Source organism: Sorangium sp. So ce362, assembly GCF_051519845.1.
GTDB lineage: Bacteria > Myxococcota_A > Polyangia > Polyangiales > Polyangiaceae > Sorangium.
Window position 1 is genome coordinate 11,065,939 of the sequence record NZ_CP150332.1, and the last position, 24,495, is coordinate 11,090,433.

The 24,495-nt window shown below is 72.4% G+C and carries 13 protein-coding genes; 4 read left to right on the plus strand and 9 right to left on the minus strand.

Features of this window, described 5'->3' with window-relative positions:
• Positions 1-475: 475 nt before the first annotated feature.
• Positions 476-3,115 (minus strand): pentapeptide repeat-containing protein, encoded by a 2,640-nt coding sequence (locus WMF17_RS42455; protein WP_437599258.1) that lies wholly within the window; start codon positions 3,113-3,115, stop codon positions 476-478.
• A gap of 162 nt (positions 3,116-3,277) precedes the next feature.
• Between WMF17_RS42455 and WMF17_RS42460 the strand changes: the two genes are divergently transcribed.
• On the plus strand, positions 3,278-3,913 hold the full coding sequence (locus tag WMF17_RS42460; RefSeq protein ID WP_437646596.1) for an HAD hydrolase-like protein: 636 nt from the start codon (positions 3,278-3,280) through the stop codon (positions 3,911-3,913).
• Positions 3,914-4,872: 959 nt separating this feature from the next.
• On the opposite strand, the gene WMF17_RS42465 is transcribed toward WMF17_RS42460, so the two are convergent.
• The 8 genes from WMF17_RS42465 to WMF17_RS42500 all read right to left on the minus strand — a co-directional run bounded on the left by WMF17_RS42465 (position 4,873) and on the right by WMF17_RS42500 (position 16,922).
• On the minus strand, positions 4,873-6,990 hold the full coding sequence (locus WMF17_RS42465) for an ABC transporter permease (RefSeq protein ID WP_437646597.1): 2,118 nt from the start codon (positions 6,988-6,990) through the stop codon (positions 4,873-4,875).
• Positions 6,991-7,737 (minus strand): ABC transporter ATP-binding protein, encoded by a 747-nt coding sequence (locus WMF17_RS42470; RefSeq protein ID WP_437599261.1) that lies wholly within the window; start codon positions 7,735-7,737, stop codon positions 6,991-6,993.
• A gap of 54 nt (positions 7,738-7,791) precedes the next feature.
• Complete coding sequence (locus WMF17_RS42475) at positions 7,792-9,135, minus strand: OmpP1/FadL family transporter (RefSeq protein WP_437646598.1); 1,344 nt, start codon at positions 9,133-9,135, stop codon at positions 7,792-7,794.
• Positions 9,136-9,320: 185 nt separating this feature from the next.
• Positions 9,321-11,147, minus strand: coding sequence for an acetyltransferase (locus WMF17_RS42480; RefSeq protein ID WP_437646599.1), 1,827 nt, complete (start codon positions 11,145-11,147; stop codon positions 9,321-9,323).
• Positions 11,148-11,149: 2 nt separating this feature from the next.
• Positions 11,150-13,108, minus strand: a complete 1,959-nt coding sequence (locus WMF17_RS42485) for a hypothetical protein (protein WP_437646600.1) — start codon at positions 13,106-13,108, stop codon at positions 11,150-11,152.
• Between the two features lie 209 nt (positions 13,109-13,317).
• Complete coding sequence (locus WMF17_RS42490) at positions 13,318-14,631, minus strand: ketopantoate reductase family protein (protein WP_437646601.1); 1,314 nt, start codon at positions 14,629-14,631, stop codon at positions 13,318-13,320.
• A gap of 208 nt (positions 14,632-14,839) precedes the next feature.
• Positions 14,840-16,183, minus strand: coding sequence for a serpin family protein (locus WMF17_RS42495; RefSeq protein ID WP_437646602.1), 1,344 nt, complete (start codon positions 16,181-16,183; stop codon positions 14,840-14,842).
• Between the two features lie 220 nt (positions 16,184-16,403).
• A complete protein-coding gene (locus WMF17_RS42500) occupies positions 16,404-16,922 on the minus strand; it encodes a hypothetical protein (protein WP_437646603.1) in 519 nt (172 codons plus the stop codon).
• Between the two features lie 307 nt (positions 16,923-17,229).
• On the opposite strand from WMF17_RS42500, the gene WMF17_RS42505 reads away from it, so the two are divergent.
• The 3 genes from WMF17_RS42505 to WMF17_RS42515 are packed head-to-tail and all read left to right on the plus strand — an operon-like array spanning position 17,230 to position 24,445.
• Complete coding sequence (locus tag WMF17_RS42505; RefSeq protein ID WP_437646604.1) at positions 17,230-18,252, plus strand: hypothetical protein; 1,023 nt, start codon at positions 17,230-17,232, stop codon at positions 18,250-18,252.
• Between the two features lie 48 nt (positions 18,253-18,300).
• On the plus strand, positions 18,301-19,554 hold the full coding sequence (locus WMF17_RS42510) for a PP2C family protein-serine/threonine phosphatase (RefSeq protein WP_437599271.1): 1,254 nt from the start codon (positions 18,301-18,303) through the stop codon (positions 19,552-19,554).
• A gap of 19 nt (positions 19,555-19,573) precedes the next feature.
• Positions 19,574-24,445 (plus strand): FIST N-terminal domain-containing protein, encoded by a 4,872-nt coding sequence (locus WMF17_RS42515; RefSeq protein ID WP_437646605.1) that lies wholly within the window; start codon positions 19,574-19,576, stop codon positions 24,443-24,445.
• Positions 24,446-24,495: the final 50 nt, after the last annotated feature.

The following is a 24,495-nucleotide window of genomic DNA, read 5'->3' on the forward strand; positions in this document are numbered from 1 at the left end:
CGGCTTCCTCGCCCGGCGCGCCGGTGCCGGCGAATCATGGATCCATGGGGTGAAAGCCCCGAAGCCGCAGAAGATCGAACATGATGCTGCCGTTCGCCTCCTGCTCGTCGACGGTGACATCGAAGCTGAGCCCATGCTTCGGATCGACGGTGCCCCCGGACGCATCGCAATCGCAAACGCGGTATCTACACAAGTCGTCTCGCCGAGCGTCGTCGTGAGGTGGAGGTCCCACGCCCCGCGCTCGTTCCGGGACACCACCGCGCGCGCCTTCAGCGGCGGCTCGCCGTTCGCCTCGAACGGCCGCCCGACGCGCTGCTCGATCTCGGCCAGCACGTGCCCTCGATCCACGCATTCCCCGGGCGCGATTCAGCTCGTTCGAGCGGTCGTTGGCGGTACGAATGGGAGCGCTTCAGATCGTCGCTCTCATGAGCTGGCTTGTTCCACCATGGATGGCAGCACGGCGCCGGCCGCCGGTTCACCTCGGGAGCACGCCCTCGGGCCACTGGGTGCGGGCGTCGTGTTTTACGTCGGGCAGCTGCTTTGGCAGCAGGGCGCCGCGCAGGTCGGCGCCGCGCAGGTCGGCGTAGCTCAGGTCGGCGTCGCGCAGGTCGGCTCCGGTCAGCGCTGCGCCGTCGAAGCGGGCGGCGGCGAAGTAGGCGCCGAGGCGGGCGCCATTCAGCCGGGCGCCGGCGAAGATCGTCCGATGGCACTTGCAGCCGGTGAAGTCGGCGCCGCTCAGGTCGGCGTTGCGGAAGACGGTGTCGAACAGGTCGACGCCGCGCAGATCGGCGCCGGCGAGGGTGGCCCCGGTGAAGTCGAGCACCGCCATCAGGTGCTCGCGCAGATCGAGGCCCGCGAGATCGATGCCCTGCAGCGCGGTCGGAAAGTCCTCGCCGCGGACCTCGACGTAGCGCCGGCGCCAGGCGTTCCAGCGCGCGGCCGCCTGCTTCACCTCGCCACGCAGGAGGGCGCGCGCCTCGTCGGGGGTCGGCAGCAACAGCTTGGCGAGCGCGGCTTCGCCGAGCGTCTCGAACGTCGCGCCCTTGGCGGCGAGCGTCTTGACCACCACGGCGGAGGGCCGCTCGCCGAGCGCGAGGTGGGTGACGCGGGCGTCCGGCTTGCTCGCTACCTCTCCGCCGAGCTCCTTCACCGTCGATTCGCGGAAGTCGGGGCTGGTCGACTTGAAGCGTCCGGCGAACAGGAAGCGCGTCCCGGCGAGGCGCTGCTCGAACGCGGGGGCCGGCGCCGCCGCCCGGCTCGCCTCGCCGGGATCGGGGGCGAGCAGGATCGGCTCGCCGACCTCCGGCTGGGCGGGCCCGAGGTCCTCCACCACGACGTCGCCGCTCGGGCCGACGTGCGCCACGTCGTCGCCGAGCGTCGCCAGCGGCAGCGCCTTGCGCGTGTCCGGCGGCCACACGTCGATGTCGTCGGAGTCGAGCCAGCGCGCGCGGGCCGGGTCGGTGAGGTCGACCCGCAGCAATCGCCCGGCGGAGTCGGCGACCACGAGCCGAGCGCCGCCGACGAACGCGGCTTGCCCCAATCGCACGCCCGGGCGCTCGAGGCGGGCGAGGGTCTCGCCGTTGCGCGGGTCGACGATCAGGAGCGAGCTCTCGGGGCTGTAGTGATTGAGGCTGGCGTCGACGCTGACGGCGAGGATGCCGCGCCCGGACACCGCGAGCCCGCGCACGAGCGTGGTCGAGCCGCCGCTGTCGAGGGGGATGTCGCGGATCGCCGCCGGCGCGGCGCCGAGCCGCCACAGGTGCAGGGCCTCGTCGGCGGTGGCGAGCCAGGCGTCTTGCGGGCCGAACGCGCAGGCCCGCGCCTCGCCGGCGTGCGGCAGCGCGGCGAGGCGGACGCCCCGCTGCAGGTCCCACAGCTCGACGTGGTCCTGGGCCGGCACCGCGAGCAGCGCCTCGCCGCGCGACAGGGCGAGCGGGCCCGAGGCGTGGTTGGAGAGCTCGAAGCTCGCGGATTGCGCCGCGTCGAGCGCGTCGCCGACGAAGATCCGACGATGGTCGAGCCGCACGAGCTGGCCCGACGACAGGCCGCGCTGGTCGGTCGGGGTGAAGCCGGCGGCGATGGCGGTCGATCGGCCGGTGGCGCGGTCCCAGGCGACGCAGGTGCTGTGTGACGCGGCCGCGACGGCGCGAGGCGTGAGCGCGAGCCTGACGATCGGCGCCGGCGCGGCGTCCTCGACCCGCGGCTGGCCGGTCTCGGCCGACCACACGCTCAGGGCGCCGGTGGTCGAGCCGGTGGCGAGCCAGCGACCGTCGGGCGACAGGGCGGTGAGCGAGCCCTGGGCGTGGCGCAGCGGCACGGCGATGGCGAGCTCCTGGCCGCCGCCCGCGACGCGCCACGCCCGCAGCATGTGCTCGTTGCCCAGCGAGAAGGCGCGCGCACCGTCGGGCGAGACGGCGACCCAGCGACAACCCGCGTCGCCGCCGGCGGCGAACTCGTGCCGGCCGCCGAACCGCGGCACCGGCTTCAGGCCCGGCAGCTGCCACAGCTCGACCTTGCCGACGCCGTGACCGACGAGCAGGTAGTCGCCCGCGGGCGAGAAGGCGAGCGCCAGCACCTTGGTGCTCTTGCGCTTGGCCAGCTCGGCGCCGCTGCGCGCGTCGTACAGGCGAACCGTGCCCTTGGCCGAGCCGGTCGCGAGCATGCGGCCGTTGCTGCTGAAGGCGAAGGCGTACAGGTCGCCGTCCGGCTCCTCGATGGCGCGGGCGACGGCCCCGCGCGCGGCGTCTCGCACCTCCGCCTTCGACCCCGCAACGGTGATGAGCGACGCTCCGTCGGGGCTGACCGCGGCGAGGTGCAGCGGTTGTTCGCCGGTCACGGTCCAGACGACCTGCGCGTCGGCGGACAGGCGACGGATCCTGCCCCACGTCGAGACGACGAGCCCGCCGTCGGGCAGGACGCGGAGGTCTCGCCACACGCCGTCGAGCTCGCGCCGGGCAGCGACTGCGCCGGTGTCGACGGCGAAGGTCAGCCAGCGCGTGGCGCCTTGACCGGCGGCGAGCGCCTCCAGGAGGCGCGAGTCGGGCGAAAAGCCGATGCCCGTAAATTCGCCGGGGGCGTTGAAGCAGGAGGCGCCGTAGTCACGACGTGCGGTCATGCGGGTTGCGGTCTATCGGAGACGGGCGGGGAAATCCAGGGCGAGGACGAGCGTGGATGGCGCGAGGGAGTGGTCCGCCGGGGCGGCCAGAAAGAAGCCTCGCGCGCCGGGCGCCGGATATGGCATGACCGCGCGGGCCCTCGCGCCTGCGGACCACCGACGATGGACCTCCTCTTCGATCTCGACGGCACCCTGACCGAGCCGGCGCTCGGCATCATCCTCTGTTTTCAGCACGCCTTGCAGAAGATGGGGAGGGCGGCGCCGGACGCCGGGCGCCTGCGGCGCCTCATCGGGCCGCCGCTGCGCTCCGGGCTGGCCGAGCTCCTGGCGACGGACGACGCGGCGCTGATCGAGGAGGCGCTCGGGCATTTTCGCGAGCGCTTCGCGACGACTGGCATGTTCGAGAACGAGGTGTATCCCGATGTCCCGGCCGGGCTCGCGGGGCTGGGCGCGGCGGGACACCGGCTCTGGGTGGTGACGTCGAAGCCGGGGGTGTACGCCCAGCGGATCGTCGAGCACTTCGGGCTCGCGCGTCATTTTCGCGATGTCTACGGGGCCGAGCTGTCCGGGGAGCGCTCGGAGAAAGGCGAGCTGATCCGCCATGTCCTCGAGCGCGAAGGCCTGGATCCGCGGCGCACGTGGATGATCGGCGACCGCAGGTTCGATGTCGCCGGCGGCCGCGCCAACGGGACGTGGACCGTGGGCGTGCTGTGGGGCCACGGCTCGGAGGAGGAGCTGCGGGGGGCGGGCGCCGACAGGGTGGTCGCCAGCGTGGCGGAGCTGCTGGCCTGCTGGTAGCGCTGAATTCGAGCCTCCTTGCGCCTGTGCTGGTGGCCTGCCGGGGCGCGCGCCAGCGCGACGGCGCTGTAGCCGCGCGGGGCGACGGGGGGCGTGGGGACCAGGGGGATCGAGACATCCTGGCCAAAAAACAAGACAAAAATCGACGAAATCTAGAGAATAAGCCCGATGATCCAGGTCGATTCGGGCTCCATCCAGAATTTTGTCGCTCGAATCAGGCTAATTCAAAGCGAGATCCAGAAAATCGACTCAAGAAACAAGATAAATACACCCTGAAACTAGAAAAATAGCTCAGGAATCGAGCGAATCGGGTCGTTCCGGGGATGGACGGCCGAGTACGCCTGGCTCGGGCCGGCTCTCGACTCGGATCACCTGCCGGTCGTCGCGGACCTGCGATGGGTCGGCGCTGCGTAGACCGGGCTACGCCGGTGACCGGGACGGTCCGCCGGCAAAGATTGCTGACCTCGGCGCGCGGAGGAAGGCAGAGGTCGCCGAGCCGCGTGACCTCTTGCGGCCTTGATCCCATCGATCGACCTGGCCCGCTCCTGCAAAAGGCGCTCGCTCACCACGTCAGCATCAAGCGACGGTGACCGATACATCCATTTATCGAGGATACTATGAAGCTACGTACACTGTCTCGAGGGTTGGGTGTTGCTTGGTGGACGGACAAAGCCGATCGCGGTGCGACGATGTGTGGCGTGGCAAACGGCTCCAGCTGGGTCGCGATACCGGCACTGGCAGCCTATCCAGCGAGGACCATCGCCAGTAATCCTTTGCCGCGTGAATGCATTCCCAAGCAGGTGACGGCAAGGCGAAAGGATCCCTCTACCCGGACGAGGGCGATCGCCTCCTGCGGAGCCAAGCGCTCCGCCTGCGCTTCCGGATCCACTCACCTGGGCGACGCGGTCCCGGCCCCCACGGCCGCCGCCGCCCGCCTCCGCGCCCCCCGCGGCCGCCCCCTACTCGTACTGGACCGACTCCGCCGCGTTGCTCCGCCCCGCGCTCCGGGCCGGGTAGAGCGACGCCCCGAGCGCCACCGCCGTCGCCCCGAGCGCCGTGAGCAGGCCGTACTCCAGCGGGATGCTGAGCTCGACGTCGAAGCTCGACACCGTGCGCAGCGCCCCGAGCGCCGCCGCGCCCAGCGGGATCCCGAGCAGGACCGCCAGCACGCCGCCCAGCGCGCCCACCAGCGCCCCCTCCATCAGCACCATCCGCCGGACCTGCCCCGCCGTCATCCCGAGCACGCGGTGCAGCGCGAGCTCCCGCCGCCGCGCGTGCAGCGCCAGGACCATCTGGTTTGCCACGCCGATCGCGGCGAGCACCGTCGTGAAGCCGAGGATCATGTCGAAGATCACGAAGTCACGCCCGGTCGCCTTCCGGCGCACCGCCTCGAGCTCGACCCCCGTCTGCATCCGGATGTCGCGCGCGGGCGGCACGTCGGCCAGGAGCTCGCCCCAGGGCGGCGTCGCCGGGCCGCCCCGCGCCGCCGCCGCCCCGGTCACCGGATCGGCGAGCGCCACCGTGTGGCCGATCGCGAGCACGTATGGCGAGATGACCGGGAAGTCGGCCGCCTCGATGACCGCGTAGGTGCGCAGGTTGCGGTACGCGCCGGGCGCGTGGACATAGCCCAGCTCGTCGGTGACGCCGACGATCTCGAACCGCCGCGCGCCGGCGCGGCCGCTCACCTCGAGCTGATCGCCGGGGCCGACGCCGAAGCGGCGGGACATCATCGTGGAGACGATCGCCTTGCCCGGGCCGAAGCGGCGGGCGAGCGCGATCGACTCGGGGCGGCCGGTGGCCTCGGCGAGCGCGCGGAGCTCGTCGGCCGGGACCGCATGGACGACGTTGGGCCACGGCGTGCGGCTCGAGAAGCGCGCCGCGACAAGGCGCGGCGGCAGGCTCGGCAGGAGACGCTCGGCGTGGCCGAGCGGCTCGTCCGGGTAGAGGAACGCGTAGGGCGCGAGGGCGCGGCCCGCCCAGGCCGAGACCTCCTGCTTGAGCGCCCCCGTGGCGATGTGCAGCGCGAGCAGGAGGGCGAAGACCATCATCACGCCGCCGACGCTCCAGGCGAGCTCGTGGCCGCTGTGCTCGACGCGGCGCCGGAGCAGCAGGCGCTCGGCGGCCCAGCGGCGCGGCGCGAGGCGGACGGCGAGCGCGCCGAGGCGCGCGACGAGATCCGGGACGAAGACGATGGCCGCGAGGAACGCCGCGCAGACGAGGCCGGCCTCGAGGACGAAGAAGGCGAACAGGGGCACGGACTGCCGGAAGAAGGGGCGGAGCAGGCCGTAGACGAGCACCATGAACGGCAGCGCGAGCAGCATGACGCCGCGCATGCGGCGCCGCTGCTCGGCCCCGCCCTCGAGGAAGCGCGGGCGCAGGGCGCGCGCGATGTCGAGGCGGAGCGCGTCGCGCACCGGGCGGAGCACGCCGAGCAGCGCGGTGAGGGCGCCGGTGCCGCAGACGAGCAGCATGGCGCTCCAGGGCAGGCGGATCGCGTGGAGCGGGATGCGCGCGCGGCCGGTCGTCGTGATGCCCGCCTTCGCGGCGAGGTACGCGAGCGGGATCGACCCGAGCAGGCCGAGCGCCGCGCCGGCCAGGCCGAGCAGCAAGGCCTCGAAGACGAAGACCGCCGCCACCTGCGGGGGCAGCGCGCCGGCGCTGCGCAGGAGGGCGATCTCGCGGCGGCGGCGCTCGACGGCGACGTTGAAGGTGAAGAACACGATGAGGGCGCCGACGAGGAACGCGGAGAGCGAGCCGAGGCGGATCGCCGACCGCATGATCTCGTAGTCCTCGTGCGTCTCCTCCTGGGCGTCGGCCGCGGCGATGAGCGTGCCGTCCGGGCGGAGGCCGCTCAGGGCGACGGTCTGCTCGGTGAAGACGGGGAGATCGGGGTTCGTGACGGCGCTGCGCGCCTCGACGGCGCGCGTGCCCACGTCGAGGATGAGGACGACGTTGACCGTGGCCGTGCCGAGGGCGACGCCGAGCAGGGCGGCCATCGCGCCGAAGCGATCGGCGCGCAGGTTGCGCAGGGCGAGCATCCGGACGAGCGGCTGGAAGAGGGCGCGGAGGAGGAGCATTCAGATGCCGAGCTCCTTCAGCCGATCGTGGACGGCGGCCGAGGTCACGGCGGGGCCCGCGAGGGCGGCGTCGTGCAGGAGGAGGCCGTCGCGCATGAACACGACGCGGTGGGCGCGGGCGGCGTCCTCGGCGTTGTGCGTGACGAGGAGCATGGCGCTCCCGGCGTCGCGGAGGGCGTCGGCGAGCAGCGCCATGATGCGGCGGCCGGTCGCGATGTTGACGTTGCCGGTCGGCTCGTCGGCGAGCACGAGCGCCGGGCGGCGGACGAGCGCGCGCGCGATGGAGATGAGCTGCATCTCGCCGCCCGACATCTGCGAGGGCAGGTGCTCGGCGCGGGCGCGCATGCCGACGTGATCGAGCATGCGCGAGGCGGCGTCGTGGTCCGGCGCGGCGCCGTCGATGAGGTACGGCAGGACGATGTTCTCGTAGCCGGTGAGGGTCGGGACGAGGTTGAAGAACTGGTAGACGATGCCGACGCGGCGGCGGCGCAGGAGGGTCCGCCCGTGCTCGTCGAGGGCGGCCATGTCCTCGCCGAGGACGCGGATCTCGCCGCGATCGGGGGACTCGAGGCCCGCGACGCACGAGAGCAGCGTGCTCTTGCCGACGCCGGAGGGGCCCATGATCGCGCACATCTCGCCGGCGTGGATGTCGAGGTCGACGCCCCGGAGCACCTCGATCGGCGTCGCGCCGAGCGCGTGGGACTTGTGGAGGTTGCGGACGCGGAGGACGGGTTGGTCGGAGCTCACGGGAGGATCGCGATCTGTCTACAGCATCTGCGCGCACGCGGTGAGCGTCGCCGCTCAGAACACGACCTTGAGGTGCCCGCCCACCGTCGTGAGCACCAGCGTGTACGTCCCGTTGCCGAGGTCGTAGTCGGACTCGGTCACCGTGCGCGGCAGGATGCCCTGCACGCGGACGTCGCCCGAGAGCGAGACGCGATCGCTCAGCGTGAGGACGCCGCCGACGTCGCCGATCAGCCGGTGGTTGTCGGGCGAGGCCACGTCGATCGTGCTGTCCGGCGAGGCCGGCGACTGATAGCCGACCGACGCGGTCGCGAGCAGCGCCTCGCTCAGCCGGTACTTGGCGCCGACCTCCAGCCACATCGTGTCGTTCCACCGGCGCGGCAAGGTCACGGTGACGCTATCGGCGATCCCGAGCTTCGGCTGGGCGAGATCCGGTGAGGAGGCCTTGACCACGAACGCCTCGATGTCCGAATAGAGCACGTACGACAGGAGGCCATCGACGCTGAGCTTGTCGTTTACCCGGTAGCCGACGCCCGCGGTGAGCCGCTTGGGGAGCGTGAACGAGAGCTCCGCGTCGCCCTCGACGAGGGGCTTGTAGCGCAGGCCCTGCTCGGCCAGGTCCTGCGTGAAGAACGGGTGGTTCATGTCGATGGCGAACTTGCCCTTGTACCGCATCGCGGCGCTGTGCTGGTACGTCAGGCCGAAGCGCAGGTCCTTGTTCGGGTTGAAGGCGAGCCCGAGGTGGAAGGAGGCGCCGTGCGATAATGCCTGCTTGAGCGCGATGGGGCGCGCGAGGACGTCGAGCTCGCGCAGCTCGGACGGCGTCGTCGGGCCGAAGTCGTTGTCCTGCTTGAGGTAGGCGAGGCCGTCGCGGAACTCCTTCAGGCTGGCGAAGTCCTGCACCTTCGAGAGCTCGGCCAGGCCGCCGACGTACGACACGCCGGCGCCGAGCGAGAGCTGGTCGGTCACCCGGAGCCCGGCGGCCACCGTGAGCGAGCTGGCGACGATGAACGCCTGCTGGAGCTGCCAGCGCTGCGCGCCGTCCGGGAAGCTGAGCGCCGCGGCATAAGGGACGTACAGGCCGACGCCCACCGTGAGGCGCTTCGGGAGGACCGGGATCGCCAGGAAGGCGTTGCCCGTCGGCGCGACTGGCGTCGTCGAGACCTCCTCGGCCGCGCCGGCCTTGCCGGGGGCGACGTTCGCCGGATCGAGCGGGAGCTTGAACTGGAGGGTGTCCGGCGTCTGGTACGCGCCGCGCCGCTCGCGCTTGTAGGTGGCGTGGCCGACGATGAGCCCCGCGCCGAGGAGGAGCTCCGGCCGCTCGACGCCCGCGAGGGCAGCCGGGTTCCAGTAGACGGCGGCGGCGTCGGACGTCGTGGGGCCCGAGACGCCGCTCGTCACCCAGGGCGCGTCGATGCCCGAGGCGCGCGCGTCGCCCGCCGTCCGGCAGACGAGGCCTGTCGCGAGCGCCAGCGCGGCGAGTCCACGTCCTGTCCATTGACACGCACGCGCACGCGCACGCGCGCGGGGCCGCGGGGTCGGCAGAGCTCCTGTCATGACACGGGTCCTCACGGTGGGGGGGCCGATCACTGGATCCGGGTGAGGGTGAGTGAGAGGCGATGGGCGCTCGGCTTGTCGCCGATCTTGATCTCGTAGCGGCGCCCCTCGTCGTCCGCGAAATACAGCGTATCTCCTGGCTTGACCTCCACCTTCTCGTGGAGCGCATCGCCGTCGATCTCCTCGGTCGTCGATACCTTCTTCGTGAGCGCGGCGTCGGCGAAGAAGCCCGGGCTCTCGTACGCGTAGTCGCGCACGCGCGCGCCCTCGGCGTCCTTGCGGATGTCGTCGGGCGCGACGAAGTAGAGGTAATCCCGCTGGCCGGCGACGCCGCTCTCGGTGCTCGGCTGGTAGAGGTAGAAGTCCGCGTCGCCGGCGGCGTTGTCGTTGAGCTCGATCGCCATTTCCTTGAGGACCGCCGGATCCCTCGCGAGGTTCTCCTTGATGCTCGCGACGAGATCCTCGGTCTTCACGCCGACCGGGACGTCGCGGAGCGTCACCTCGAGGTCGGCCTCCCCCTCGGCGAGGCCGCCGTCGTGCAGCCGCGCCTGGGCCACCTCGAGGAGGATGTCCCAGAAGTAGGACGGCGCGGGCGGCGGATCCTCGAGGACGATGCTGCTGTCGACGCTGATCTCGGTCCATCCGGTGTCATCGACGCAGACCTTCACCGGCTGGAAGTCGCTCGTGGACGTGCCCTGGGGCCCGTAGCTGGAGCAATGGTCCTCGATTCGCGCTGCCCTGAGCTCGCCGGCGCGGGCGAGGATGTGCTCGAATTCCCAGAGCGGCCGCTCCCAGACGGGCGAATCGCCGCGCGGCGCGGGCTCCCGGCTCGTGCCGCCCGGCAGGTACGTCGCGCTCTCGGGGATGGCCAGGGTCAGCTCGCCGATGCTGAGGTTCTTGGCCAGGTTGTCGAGCTCGAGCCAGTCCGGCTCGCTGAAATCGAACAGGGTGTCTATCTGGCCGGGCGTGCTGTTGACGCTCGCGACGTCGGCCCTCGTCGCGTCGACTCCCTTGTACGGGAGGGCGTTGACGTCGACCCGGACCGTCATCGTGAAGTCGTCGAGGGCCGCCTTCACCCCGGAGGCGGCCTTGATGAAGCCGGGGTGCTTTGCTCCGCCCGGGTCGTCCGGATCGAGCGGCGCCGGGCCGAACTGCTCGGCGAGGCCGGCGAAGTCGGTGACCACGTCGTAGAGCGTGACGGGGATCGCGTGGGGCGCGACGGGGTAGATGCCGTCCGGGTGCTCGTCGTTCGGCGGTCCCCTGCGGCGCTGGGTGTTCGGGTGGGTGCTGACGAGGTTCTCCAGGACGGCCTGCGCCGTGATCTGGACGGGGATGAGCCGCTCGTTGCCGGCCGCGCCCACGAGGTCCGCGAGGATCTTCGACGTCGGGAGCCCGACGGCGTTGCCGACGCCGAGCAGGCCCTCGAGGCTCGTGCCGCGGAGATCGGCGTTCTCGGGCGTCATGTTCAGGAGTCCGACGAGGTTCTTCGACGCGGGCGGGAGCGCGTCGATCTCGGCGGGGGGCATGTACATGACCTTGAGCAGCGCGTTCTCGATGAGGGCCGCGATGTCGAGATCGAGCAGCCATATCCCCTCGAGCGTGGGCCGCGGGATGGCCTTGAGCTCGTCGAGCGTCAGCGTCTTGGCGAAGCCCCTCGCGTCGAACCGCAGGAACTCGAGCGTGAGGGCGCGGCTCTCGTCCACGCCGAGCGCCGCCGGGGGCGGCGGCTGCTCCACGGTGACGGCGTCGACGCAGCCGGGCAGCGCGCAGGAGAGGGCGGCGGCGGCCAGGGGGGCGAGCCGGGCGAGCCGGCGGCAAGGGGGGGCGGCGGGGCGGATGCTGTCTCGCGCTTCCATGATCAGAGCCTCTCCACGTCGGCGGTGATCTCCACCGGATCGTCGCTGTCGGGCACGTGGAAGCGGACCTCGTGGACGGCGCCCTCGTCGTCCTGCATGTAGAGCGTGGTCTCGCCCGGCGGCAGCCTGTATTTCTCGTGCGCTGTGTCGGCGAGGCCCTCGAGCTCCTTCTTCGAGACCTTGCTCGCCTCGTCGAGGTCCGGGCTCGTGAAGAAGCCGGGCCTCTCGTACGTGTAGGCGCGCGGGGCCTCCGAGCTTTGATCCGAAGGCCGGAGGTCGCCCTCGGCAACGAAGAAGAGCGTTGGCGCGCCGCCCGGCGCGCCACGGTCGTAGAAGAAGTCGAGCGCGTCGTTGTTGACCCAGTACCTGCCGAGGATGATCTCGGCGATCTCCTTGGCCTGGCTCTGCAGGGTCGGGCGGAGGTCGGCGAGGATCTGCTCGCCGGTGAGGCCGATGCCGACGCCGTGGAGCGCGTAGACCGGTTGGGCGGCGCCGTCAGCGATGTCGGGGATGCCGTCGCCGGTCGGGTCGTGGATGGCGAATTGCGCAACATCGGTGAGCAGCTCCCAGAAGAACTGCGGATCCGGTATGCGGGGCGGCGGGTCGGGCGGGAAAGCGATGTTGCCGAGGAAGACGGACCAGCCCGGCGGCTCGCCGTCCTGGCCGATGTTCACGCCCAGCCGGCAGGTCGTGCCAGACCGGAAGTAGCACCCCGTGAAGGGCACGCGCTCGCCATAGCTGAGGTAGGCCGCCTTGCCCACGATGTGCTCGAGCATGAATGGAGGGACGGTCCATACCGTATCGGTGCCGACCGGCATGCCCGGAGAGTTCTCCTTGCAGGCCGGCACCTCGGTGCACGACGGCACAGTGGTGGGCAGCTCGCGCAGCGAGATGCGCATATCGACCGTCGGCGTCGGGGCGATGCCGGTGATCTGGAGCTTCTCCGGATCGTTGAAGTCGAACCGGAGCGGCGCGTCGCCGAGCCGGAGGAACATGTCGCCGCCTCCCTTCGAGAGGTCGATCCCCGTGACCCTGCGCAGGCCGGACTCGGCGACGACGCGCATCTGGAAGTCGGGCAGCAGGACGTCGCTCTTCGTCGTGAAGGTCTCGTCGTCCGGCACGAGCACGCCGGGGTGGTCCCCGCTGGGCCCGAGCTTCTCGGACAGCGGCTGAAGATCGAACAGGGCCTCGTAGAGGCTGACAGGCATCCTCACGCCGTCCAGGCTGGCGATGGCCGGGTGCGGGCCAAGCAGCTGCTGCTGGAGGGCGAGGATGAGCTTCGGTATCGGCACGAGCGGGGCCGTTCGGTTGTCGCGCGTGGCCGTCGGCTCCGGCGGGACCGCCAGATCGAGGCTGATGCTGTCGGCGAGAATGTCCGCGAAGTCGAACGCGAAAGTGCCGGGGTTGTCATCAAAGAGTGCTCTCAGCTCCTCGAGCGACGTCCCCTCCACATTGGCGTTGGCGGGCGTCATGCTGAGCAGCCGGACGAGCGCGAACTCCGGCGACGTCCGCCACGCCGCCCCGAAGCTCTGGCCGAGCGGGGTGAGCGCGCAGTCGTGGCCGGGGCTCGCGCTGTCGTTCCGCCACGAGGTCCCGCACGCGTTCTGGATCTGATCGAGCGCGCTCCGGAGCAGGCCTGTCGTGTCGACGTTGAGGATCGTGATCTGCTTGGCGCCGTCCTCGCCGAAGACCTGGAGCGCCTTCTGCTTGTCGAGCTCCAGGACGACCGACGGGACCTCCGCGTCGTCGATGCGCAGGCGAAACCGGTTCGGCTCCTCGATGACGGGGCCGCCGCCGGCGCCGCCCTCGCCACCACCACCCCCGCCGCCTGCGGCCCCGCTGCCGCCTCCGCCGCCGCCGCACGCGGCGAGCGCGGCGAGCGCGGCGGGCAGCAAGAGGGGAACACGGCCGCCGAGCGCGGGGCCGCGCCGGGAGGAGGGAGCAAGCGGGGAGTGCGTCATGAGGGCTCCTCGTCGTGGGACCTGCTCGAGATCCACAGGAAGAGACGCCCGATGCTACCCAACTTCGACGCGCCGGCGCGACAAAGAGATCGCGCCGCGACGACGCGGAGAGCGCGATCCGCGACGACGCCAGGAACGCCGGGACACATGTCGGTGTCCCCCGGTGTCCTCTCGTTTTTCCGCCGCCGCCGGCGGGTCAGCGGTCTGCGCTACGTGCCTTCGCGATCGTTCTGGATGTCCACTGCCGCCGCCTGCACGTCCGCTGCCGCCGCCTGCTCGTCCGCCCCGGTCGCCTGCACGTCCGCTGCCGCCGCGGACGGCTCGTCCGATGCGGCCGTCCGAGCGCTTGCCGCCGCCATGGACGGCTCGTGCGGCGCATCCGCGGGCGGGGGCCGCATGGACGATGACGTCGCGCCCACGAGCTCGCGCGTCCGGTCGAACAGCGCGCGCAGCTGCGCGAGGCCCGGCTTGCGCTTGCGGGCGGCGATCGCGAGCACCTCCTCGCGGACCGCGGCGTTGATCGGGGTCGCGATGTCGAGCGCCGCGCCGCGCTCGACGACCTCGCCGTTCAGGAAGTCGACAGCGGGCGGACGGCCGCGCTCGATGGCGGCGAGCATCGACGAGCGCATGCGGCGGTAGCGCGCGCCGACCGCGAGGAGCAGCGCGTGCTTCGCGAACAGGCCCGGCGAGCCCGCCGCGGTGCGCTCGGCGTCCGTGAGCGCGATCCAGTCGAGGTCGAGCGTCCCCGCCACCTTCTCGAGGCGCACGCCGATCGCGCGCGAGACCTGCACGGTCTCGGTCATGATCTCCAGCGCGAGGCGGCGGACGAAGCGGTGCCTGAGGAGCGCGCCGAGGCGATCGCCGCCGACGGTGCCGAGCGACGAGATGGCGCAGTTGATGGCGAGCTTCGACCAGCGCGCGCCGGCGAGGTTGTCGGTGACGGTCGTCGCGCCGATCGCCTCGAGGATGCGCGCGAGCTCGTCGAGGCGCGGGTCGCGCGCGCCGTCGAGCCGACCGAGGACGAAGCCGCCGCTCGAGGTGCGGTCGTACACGCCGGGCTCGACCATCGAGGCGCCCCACGCGACGATGCCCCCGAAGGTGCGCTCCGGGCCGGCGATGCGGGCGATGCGCTCCTCGCAGAGGCCGTTCTGGAGGCAGAGCATCGCGCCCGACGGGGCGAGGTGCGCGACAACGCCGCGCGCCGCCTCCTCGACCTGCGGCGGCTGCGTCGCGAGGACGACGTAATCGAAGGGGCGGGTGTCCGGGCCGAGCTCGCGCACCGCGCGGCCGCGGACCGTGCCCGGGCTCGCCTCGCCGCGCACCCGGAAGCCGCCGGCGTTGATGGCGTCCGCGATGAGCGGGTTCGTCGTGAACGCCGTGACGTCGTGGCCCTGCTCGTAGAGGTGCGCGGCGACGATGCCGCCGATCCCGCCGCAGCCGACGACCAGCAGGCGGGGAGCAGAGGAAGCGCGGGCAGCGGACGAGCTCGGCGCAAGCTCGCCGGGTGAATCGATGAAGCTCATGAGAGATCCCTTACCACCGCTGCGGCGCGGGCTCGACGGGCTCGAGGGGAGCGGCATGGGGGGACAGTGGGGTCGGACACAGAGGAGAGCGACCGCCGGGGAGATGGCTCGGCAGGAGGGCGATGACGGGGTGCGTCGATTCGTGCCACCGCTGCCGGTGGTCGCGCCCGGCGTGAGCCCAGGGCGCTCGGGCGCCGAGGCGCGGTGTTCAGCTCGCGCTGGGGTCGGCGATGCGGCCGACGAACAGGAGGCTGCCCGTCGCGTTGTCGCGGATGAGGAACAGGAAGGGACTCACGAGCGCGAGCGACGCCGGCTGGGGCGCCGACTCGTCGCCGACGATGACCGCGGTCGCGGCCGCCGCCTCGGTGCCGGCCTCGTTCACGCCGACGAACGCCTTGTGGAGGACGTCCTGGATGTAGGGCTGTCCCGTGGCGTTGATCCCGGTGAAGTCCGCGACGCCGGACGTGAACGCGATCTCCATCCCCATCGCCTTCAGCGTGTCCTTGAGGCTCAGCTCGTATTCGAATTTGAACCTGGGCATCGTTGTGTCGACCAGGTGCTCGCTCATCGCGCCGACGATGCCGTCGACCTTCGCCGCGTCGAGCGACGCCTCGAACGCGTCGAGCGTGCCCTTCTCCGGCAGGAGGATCACCATCGACAGCTCGCCCCCGTCGTAGGGCATCGCGACCGCCTTGTAGCCGTCGCCCTCGGCGTACGGCATCTCCAGGTTGGCGTGCATCAGGGGCACGGTCACGTCGGTCCCGTCGGCCTTCTCGAACTGGCCGTCCTCCGTCGCGGTGGGCTCGAAGGGGGTGCGCCACGCCGCGTTGAAATAGATGGCGTTCGTCAGGACAAGCACTGTCTCGGGGGTGATCGCCTCGACGGGCACCAGCTTCTCGATCTTGCCCTCGGTCCTGTCGCTGACCCAGCCGTTGATGAGATCGACCGCGTCCTGCGGGTGGTCCACGAAGTCCACGACGTGCATTCCGGCGCCGTAGTTCAGCCCGAGCGTGTCCAGGAAGGGCGCCTCGAACGGGTAGCCGATCTGCCCCCAGAGCGCGTTCACGACGTTGAGGCGGAAGCCCGCTCCGTCGGCGCCCTGGGCGCCCTGACCGCGGCTCTCGAGCTCCTGGTCGATCCAGTTGAACGCCGGGTGGAGCCTGTCCTGCCCGAGGTCGAAGTGCATCGTATCAGCCATGGCCTCCTCGGTCTCGCCCTTCGCGCCGGCCCACGTCATCGCGAGCGCCGTCGAGATGCTGTAAGGCGAGTAGAAGACGTTGCCCGGCTTCTGGCGGAGCTGCTTGTAGAGGTCGAGCGAGAAGGCGGAGTTGCCCGAGACGAGCGCGGCCCTGTCCCCCGGAGGCACGTCCGGGGTCGAGATGCGCTGTTTGTCCGAGGCGACCACACATCCGGGCTTGTCGGCGTCGTGGCACGCCTCGCCCCCCGGGTCGGGGTTCGGTTTCTCGTTCGGCTCGGTTGTCGTCTCGCAACCGAGGATCGCGGCCAGAGACAGGACGAAGGGGGGAGCACAGGTTCGAAGGGTTCGCAGCATGCCGCTCGCCGAGCATCCGCCGTGCCGCCCCGGCCCCGAACGCGGGCTCCTGTGTCTCCGAGGCGACACGCGCGGCGCGTCCGAGCCGCCGCGCACCGCGCGCGCCCGACCCCTGACATCCGGCGAAAGAACTGGCACGGTCTGGCACAAGATCCCGGCCCGAGCCGGGAGCAGGCGGGTGCGAGCGATGGTATCCATCGCTCGAAGGGAGCGTGGAGCCCTACTCTTCGACTTCTTCCTTTGGGCTGCTCGCCCCGGCATCCACCCTCCGGAGGACGGCGAGGACCGCTCTTTCCAGGATGCGCTTCGACCTCAGCATCTCGCGCTCCGCGGTGCCCTCCTGGCCCTCGATGGCGATCGCGTTCGCGTCTCGAAAGTCAACCGTGTGATAGGCGGAGTCGCCGCTCTCCTCTTGGACCACGAGGGTGTTGAAGTCGCCACGCGTGATGTCGCAGTTGATGTTCCACTGCGGGTGGCCATCTGGCCCCGGATCGGGATTCAGGTAAAGACGGAGCTGGGGAAGCTTGATACACGGGTTGTTGTTGTACTTGTTGACGTAAGTGCATCGCTCGCCTGACTCGAGGATGTAGCGCTTCACCCGGTCCAGGTTGCCCTTGCTGAGGGTTTGCCGCTCCGATGAAGGTGTCGTGTTCTTCATGCAGCTTGCCTGTGCTCCTGCGAGGGCGACGAGCGGCATGAACAGCATGGCCACCCTTGCGATCACCGAGGAAGCGTTCATGAACGGCCCGACCAGAGGATCCCGGAGGCGAAGCCAGCCGCCGAGGTGGCTGCGCGAGGGCGAGCCCAGCGCTCACAGACCGAAGAATGCCACCGCTCGCGCGGGCATGTCGAGCTCGCCCGCCGTCCGGCCGAGCAGACGCGGGAGCTCCGGCGAGGGGGGCCCTCGCGGGCCGCGGCGGGCCGCGGCGGGCCGCGGCGGGCCGCGGCGGGACGTCATCCGTGGCGCCCCCGGACGCGAACCGTGATGTAATGGCCGTGCGCACCCCCGGGCAGCGGCTGCCGGGGACCACGCCGCGGTGCCCCCCTTGAGCGACTCTGCCCCGAAAGCGACGATCGCCGTGCTCGAGCGGAACCGCGTCGTCGGCCAGCGGATCGCCCGCGTCATGTCGGCCGCCGCCGGCATGCAGGACGTGCCCGTGGCCGGCGACCCCGCCGAGCTGCGCGCGCGGCTGTCCGAACGACCCCTGCTGCTCGGCTGCGACGCCGCCGATCTCGACCTCGCGCTCGAGTGGGCGGCCGAGCGCTACCCCAGCCTGCAGCTCCTCGTGTGGACCTCCGGCAGCACCGACGCGGTCCTCCACGCCGCCCTGAAGGAGCCGCGGCTCTCCAGCATCGTCGGCTGGCCGAGCTTCGCCTCGATGCCCCGGCCGTGGGAGATCGCGCTCGCCGTCCGCCGCATCGTCAAGCCGCTCGCGCTCCCGCCCCGCCTCTCCGACCTGCTCTCCTGGGGCGCCACCATCGTGAAATGGCGCCCCCGCACGAGCGAGGACCGGGACCGCACCGTCACGGAGGTCGCGCACTGGGCCGAGCGCGCCGGCGCCCCCGCGCGCGTCGCCGAGCGGCTCGCCGCGCTCGCCCACGAGCTGCTCATGAACGCCATGTACGACGCGCCCGTCGATGGCCGCGGGCGCCCGCGCTACACCCACGACCGGCGGTGCGACCTCGCGCTCGAGGAGAACGAGATCCCCACGCTGCGGCTCGGCACCGACGGCGCCCACATCGCGCTCCAGGCCCACGACCCGTTCGGCGGCCTGCGGCGACACCACGTCTTCGAGGGCATCACGCGCGGCCTGAGCGCCCGCGGCGCGGACTCCACCCGCGCCTCGGTGCTCGACACCTCGCGCGGCGGCGCCGGCCTCGGCATGCTCAAGATCTACGCGGCCGGCGCGGTGCTGGTCATCGACGTCTCGCCCACCGCCTCGACCCTGGTCACCTCGTTCTGGGACCTCGACGTGAACCCGCGCGAGTTCCGCTCCCTCCCCGCATCCATCCACTTCTTCGAGCGCTCCACGCCGGCGATGGAGACGCTGGAGCGGCCCGAGTGGTAGCGCGCAGGCTCGCCACGCGCCCAGCGCAGCCCGGCCGAGAGGGACGCCATGGCTGAGATCGATCCGCTCCTCGCACGGCAGCTCAGGCGCCTCGGCCTGGAGGACCTCGGCGAGCCGCCCGACAGGGAGACCTGGAACAAGGTCGTCGCGCGCATCAGCGAGCATTACCGCCACGTCGCCGACGACAGGAGCCTGCTCACCCGCTCGCTCGACCTCTCGACGAACGAGATGGGCGCGCTCCACCGCAAGCTGCTCGCCGAGCGCGACCGCCTCCGCAGCGTCGTCGTCGCCATCGGGGACGCGCTGACCATCTTCCACGACGCCGCCAGCTCGCAGGTCGAGCCGGCGCGGCCGCTCGACGTCGACTCGACAATCTCCATGGCCAAGCGGCGCTTCGCGACAAAGCTCAGCGATCTGCTCTCCCTGAGCGGCGCGGCGCCGGGCAGCGACACCGAGGGCGCCGCCCCGGCGAGCGAGGCGGACGAGGCGATCCACGAGGTCCGCGTCCAGCTCGTCGCGCTCGGGGACCGGCTCGTGCAGCTGCTCCACGACACCGCCGAGCGGGCGTCGCTGAAGAAGCAGCTCGAGGTCGCGCGCGCCGTCCAGCAGATGCTCGTGCCGAGCGACGACGTCATCGAGCGGCGCTCGCTGCGGCTCGCCGGCCACTTCCAGCCCGCGGCGGAGTGCGGCGGCGACTGGTGGACCTTCCACGACCTGCCGGACGGCAAGCTGCTCACGGTCATCGGCGACGTGACAGGGCACGGCATCTCCTCCGCGATCATCACGGGGGCGGCGAAGGCCGCGTGCGACATCGCGCGCACGTTCGTGCGGGAGGAGCTCGGCGTCGCGCAGCTGCTCCGGCTCATGAACTGCTCGATCTTCGAGGCGGGGAAGCAGAAGTTTTTGATGACCTGCGCGGCGTGCATCTTCGATCCGGCGGCCCGCTCGCTCTCCCTCGCGAACGCGGGCCACCCGTTCCCGTACCTCGTCAGGAACAACACCCTCCGCCAGCTCGCCGCGCAGGGCTCGCCGCTCGGGGCAGCGCGCTCGGCCGAGTACGCGGCGAGCACCGTGCAGCTGGAGGGCGGCGATGCCCTCCTCTGGTTCACCGACGGCGTGACCGAGTGCGAGAACGCGTCGAGCGAGCAGTTCACCGAGAGGCGGCTGCGCGCGCTCTTCCAGAGCGTCGCGACGTACGCGCCCGAGGAGGCGAGGGACGCGATCGTCGGGGCGGTCTCCCGGTTCCGCGGCGAGCGCTCGCTCGACGACGACATGACGCTCGTCGTGGCCCGCGTGCTGTAGCCTCAGGGGGACGAGCCCCATGATCCTCGAGACGTTCCATTACGATCGAGACACGAAGAAGTGGTCCGTTCGGGTGCTGCCCGTGCTCGACAGCGACCGGACGCTGGTGCTTGTGTTCGGCGCGCCGGAGTTCCTGGACGACCCGGGAGCGATCCGTGAGCTGCGGCGGGCGTACCCGAGATCGCACATGGTGGGGTGCTCGAGCGCGGGGGAGATCGCGGGCACGTCGGTGCGCGACGGGACGCTGTCGGTGGCGGTGGCGCGTTTCGAGCGGACGGCGCTGTCGGCGGCGCAGGTGGAGGTGGCGAGCGCGTCGGGGTCGTTCGCAGCGGGGCAGGCGCTTGCGCGCAAGCTGGACCGGCCGGGGCTGCGCGGAGTGCTCGTGCTGTCGGAGGGGCTGGGGGTGAACGGCAGCCAGCTCGTGGCGGGGATGAACGCGGTGCTGCCGGAGTCGGTGGTGGTGACCGGGGGGCTGTCGGGGGACGGGACGCGGTTTCAGCGGACGTGGGTGTGCATCGGGGACACGGTGCGGAGCGGGCTCGTGGCGGCGGTGGGGCTGTACGGCGAGCACGTGGTGATCCAGCACGGGTCCAAGGGGGGCTGGGACAAGTTCGGTCCGGAGCGGGTGGTGACGCGCTCTGCGGGGAACGTGCTGTACGAGGTGGACGGCAGGCCGGCGCTGTCGCTGTACAAGGAGTACCTCGGGGACAAGGCGTCGGAGCTGCCGGCGTCGGCGCTGCTGTTCCCGCTGTCGCTGCGCGCGACGGCGCGGGACGAGAAGTTCCTCGTGCGCACGGTGCTGGCGGTGGACCACGAGCGGCAGTCGATGACGTTCGCGGGGGACGTGCCGGAAGGCCACCTCGTGCAGCTGATGAAGGCGGACTTCGAGCGGCTGATCGGGGGGGCGGAGCAGGCGGCGCGGGCGGCGAGCGAGGCGGGTCGAGCGGCGGCGCCGGCGGTGGCGGGCGAGAGCGCGCTGGCGATCGCGATCAGCTGCGTGGGTCGGCGGATCGTGCTGGGCGACCGGGCCGAGGAGGAGGTCGAGGCGGTGGTGGGCGTGCTGCCGCGGGGCACGCAGGTGACGGGGTTCTACTCGTACGGGGAGATCTCGCCCTACGCCGCCGGCCACTGCGACCTGCACAACCAGACCATGACCCTCACCGTCCTCTCCGAGGTGAGCTCCCCGCTGCTCGTCCGTGGCGAAGGCCCGCGGGAGCGAAGGCCGCGCCCCCCGAAGGGGACGCCGGCCGTGGCCGCCCGTGTCGTCGCGCAGCCGGCGGGCGGGATGGCGGAGTTCGAGGAGCTCGAGGTCGCGTCCGATACCCACTTCGACCCGCTGTCGCTCGTGTCGCCGGCGTCGGGCGCGGCGCCCGGGATGCGGCGCGAGACGTTCTCGTTCTCGCGCGAGACCGGCAAGTGGTCGGTGCGGGCGCTGCCCGCGCTCGACAGCGACCGGACGCTGGTGCTCGTGTTCGGCGCGCCGGAGTTCCTGGACGACCCGGGAGCGATCCGTGAGCTGCGGCGGGCGTACCCGAGATCGCACATGGTGGGGTGCTCGAGCGCGGGGGAGATCGCGGGCACGTCGGTGCGCGACGGGACGCTGTCGGTGGCGGTGGCGCGTTTCGAGCGGACGGCGCTGTCGGCGGCGCAGGTGGAGGTGGCGAGCGCGTCGGGGTCGTTCGCGGCGGGGCAGGCGCTTGCGCGCAAGCTGGACCGGCCGGGGCTGCGCGGAGTGCTCGTGCTGTCGGAGGGGCTGGGGGTGAACGGCAGCCAGCTCGTGGCGGGGATGAACGCGGTGCTGCCGGAGTCGGTGGTGGTGACCGGGGGGCTGTCCGGGGACGGGACGCGGTTTCAGCGGACGTGGGTGTGCATCGGGGACACGGTGCGGAGCGGGCTCGTGGCGGCGGTGGGGCTGTACGGCGAGCACGTGGTGATCCAGCACGGGTCCAAGGGGGGCTGGGACAAGTTCGGTCCGGAGCGGGTGGTGACGCGCTCTGCGGGGAACGTGCTGTACGAGGTGGACGGCAGGCCGGCGCTGTCGCTGTACAAGGAGTACCTCGGGGACAAGGCGTCGGAGCTGCCGGCGTCGGCGCTGCTGTTCCCGCTGTCGCTGCGCGCGACGGCGCGGGACGAGAAGTTCCTCGTGCGCACGGTGCTGGCGGTGGACCACGAGCGGCAGTCGATGACGTTCGCGGGGGACGTGCCGGAAGGCCACCTCGTGCAGCTGATGAAGGCGGACTTCGAGCGGCTGATCGGGGGGGCGGAGCAGGCGGCGCGGGCGGCGAGCGAGGCGGGCCGGGCGGCGGCGCCGGCGGTGGCGGGCGAGAGCGCGCTGGCGATCGCGATCAGCTGCGTGGGTCGGCGGATCGTGCTGGGCGACCGGGCCGAGGAGGAGGTCGAGGCGGTGGTGGGCGTGCTGCCGCGGGGCACGCAGGTGACGGGGTTCTACTCGTACGGGGAGATCTCGCCCTACGCCGCCGGCCACTGCGACCTGCACAACCAGACCATGACCCTCACCGTCCTCTCCGAGGCGCCCGACCCGCTGCCGAGGAGCGAGCGCGCCGCGCCGGGGACGCTGCGCGCGGCGCACGACGGCGGCGAGGAGGCGCGGCCGGCCGTCGCGGAGGCGTGGCCGGCCGTCGAGGAGGTGCGACCGACCGTCCGCGTGGCGCCGAACGGCCGCCGGGCGTCGCGCCCGCTGATCCCCGCGCCCCCCTCGGCGCCTGTCTCGTCGGCGCGCATGCCCACCACCGTGGACCGGCCGTCGCTGTCCGCCTGGTCGCAGCGCGTCGCGCCGACGCGGTGCGTGCCGCCCGCCGGCGCCTCCGGCCGCCTCGACAGCCTCGTGTTCGACCGGCGCAGGATCGGCGAGGTCCTCGTCGTCCGGCTCGCCGGGCGCATGACCGAGGCGTTCAAGGGAGCGGCGCTCGCCCGGGAGCTCGACGGCAGGGTCCTGCTCGATCTCGCCGGCGTCGAGCGGATCACGTCGTTCGGCGTCCGCGAGTGGCTCCAGATGATCCAGGCGGCCCAGCCCCGCCTCCGCGCCCTCTACCTCGCGCGCTGCTCCGAGCCGGTCGTCAACCAGCTCAGCATGATCCGGCGGTTCGCCGGGAACGGGCAGGTCGTCTCGTTCTACGCGCCCTACTGCTGCGAGTCGTGCGGCGCCCAGTTCGAGCGGCTCGTCGACTGCGCCCTCGACGCGGCCGCGCTCGCCGAGGGCAAGCCGCCCGAGGCGGTGTGCCCGCGCTGCCGCGGCGCCGGCGCCTTCGACGACGACGCGGAGACCTACTTCGGGTTCGTCGCCCAGCACGGCACCGGCGCCATCCCGCCGGACGTGCGGGAGGTCCTCCTCGAGCTCGAGAAGGGCGACGAGCCGTCGGGCGGCGACGCGGTGGAGAAGTCCGTCGAGGGGCGCGTCACGCGGCTCAAGGTGGGGAGCACGCTGACCGCCTCGCTCCGCTGGAGCCGCATCATCGACGGCCTCGAGGGCCAGGTCGTCTTCGACCTCAGCGGCGTCCCCGGGGTCACCGCCGACGGCGCGGCGCGCTTCGAGTCGGCGCTCCACAAGCTCGAGGGCGCCGTCGAGGCGGTCCGCATCGAGGGCTGTCCCCCGCTGCTGGCCGAGCGCGTGGCGCGCCCCTCCTGGCCGCAGCTCGCGCGGATCGAGTCCGCGGTCGTCGAGGGCCGCTGCGCGTCCTGCAGCGCGCTCCGGACGGCGCTCGTCGAGGTCGACAAGCACGCGGACCTGCTCCGCGGCGGCAAGGATCCGCGCGTCACCTGCAAGCGCTGCAACACGCCGCTCGCCTTCGACGGCTCCCGCTCGCTGCTCTCGCTGCTCGCCGCCCACGCGGCGCGCCCGCCCTCGGCCCCGCCGCCGGCCCTGCCTCCGTCGAGCGCCTCGCCGCAGCCGGCCGCTGCGGCGGCGCCGCCGCCGCAGCCCGGCGCGGGCGCCAGCGCGGCGTTCGTCGCGCTGCTCGTCGGGGTGGCGCTCGTGGCCGCCGGCTTCGCGGTCTGGCGCGCCGGGCCGCGCGCCTCGATCGCGGGCGTCGCGGCGCCGGCGGCGCCCGCCGCGGCGCCCGCGGCCTCGGCGGCCCCGGCGGTCCCGGCGGCGCCCGCGATGGCCACGCGCGCGCCGGCGCCCTCGGCGAGCGGCCGAGCGCGGGCGGGCTGGTCTGTCATCGACGATCTCCCGCCCGCGTGGGTGGAGCGGCCGTTCGTCATCGAGGGCGACAGCGTCTTCGTCGTCGGCCGCGGCGGCCCCGCGGCCGACGACGCGGACGCGCTCGCGGCGGCGCGCAGCAGCGCGATCGAGCGCCTCACGTCCGGCCTCGCCGCCGAGCTCGCGAGCTCACCCCTTGTCGGGCTGGTGGCCCTGCACCCGCCGGCCGAGACCCGGCCCGAGCAGCGCGCGGAGGTCGTCGAGCGCATCGCCCGGCGCTTCCTTGCCCAGGTCGGGTCGTTCGCGACGCCCGAGCGCGTCGACGCCGTCGTGCGGCGGGAAGGCGGCCGCGTCCTCGCGTTCGCGCGCTACAGGCTGCCGCGGCGGAGCTTCGACGCGGCCGCGGAGAGCTACCGCCAGACGGCCACGTTTCAGGGGCTCACCGTGGCGCGCTTCTTCCCCCAGCTCGAGGCGAGCGCGCGCACCTCCGGCGAGCTCGTCGTCGTCGCCGCTCCGCGCCCGCGGCGCGGCGCGGAGCCGGGGATCGCCGCGGGGGACATCGTGCTCGCGGTCGATGAGCGCCCGGTCCACTCGGTCGAGGCCTTCGGGAAGACCGCGGCGGACGCGTGGGCGCGCACCCCGGCCGATGGTACGATGGCCCTCCAGATCGAGTCGCGCGGTGAGCGCCGCACCGTCCGCTTCGCGAAGTCCCAGGCCGAAGGCCCTCGATGAGCACCATGATCGCCTGCCGCGCTCCTTCCGAAGTGACGCTGCCGGCCCGC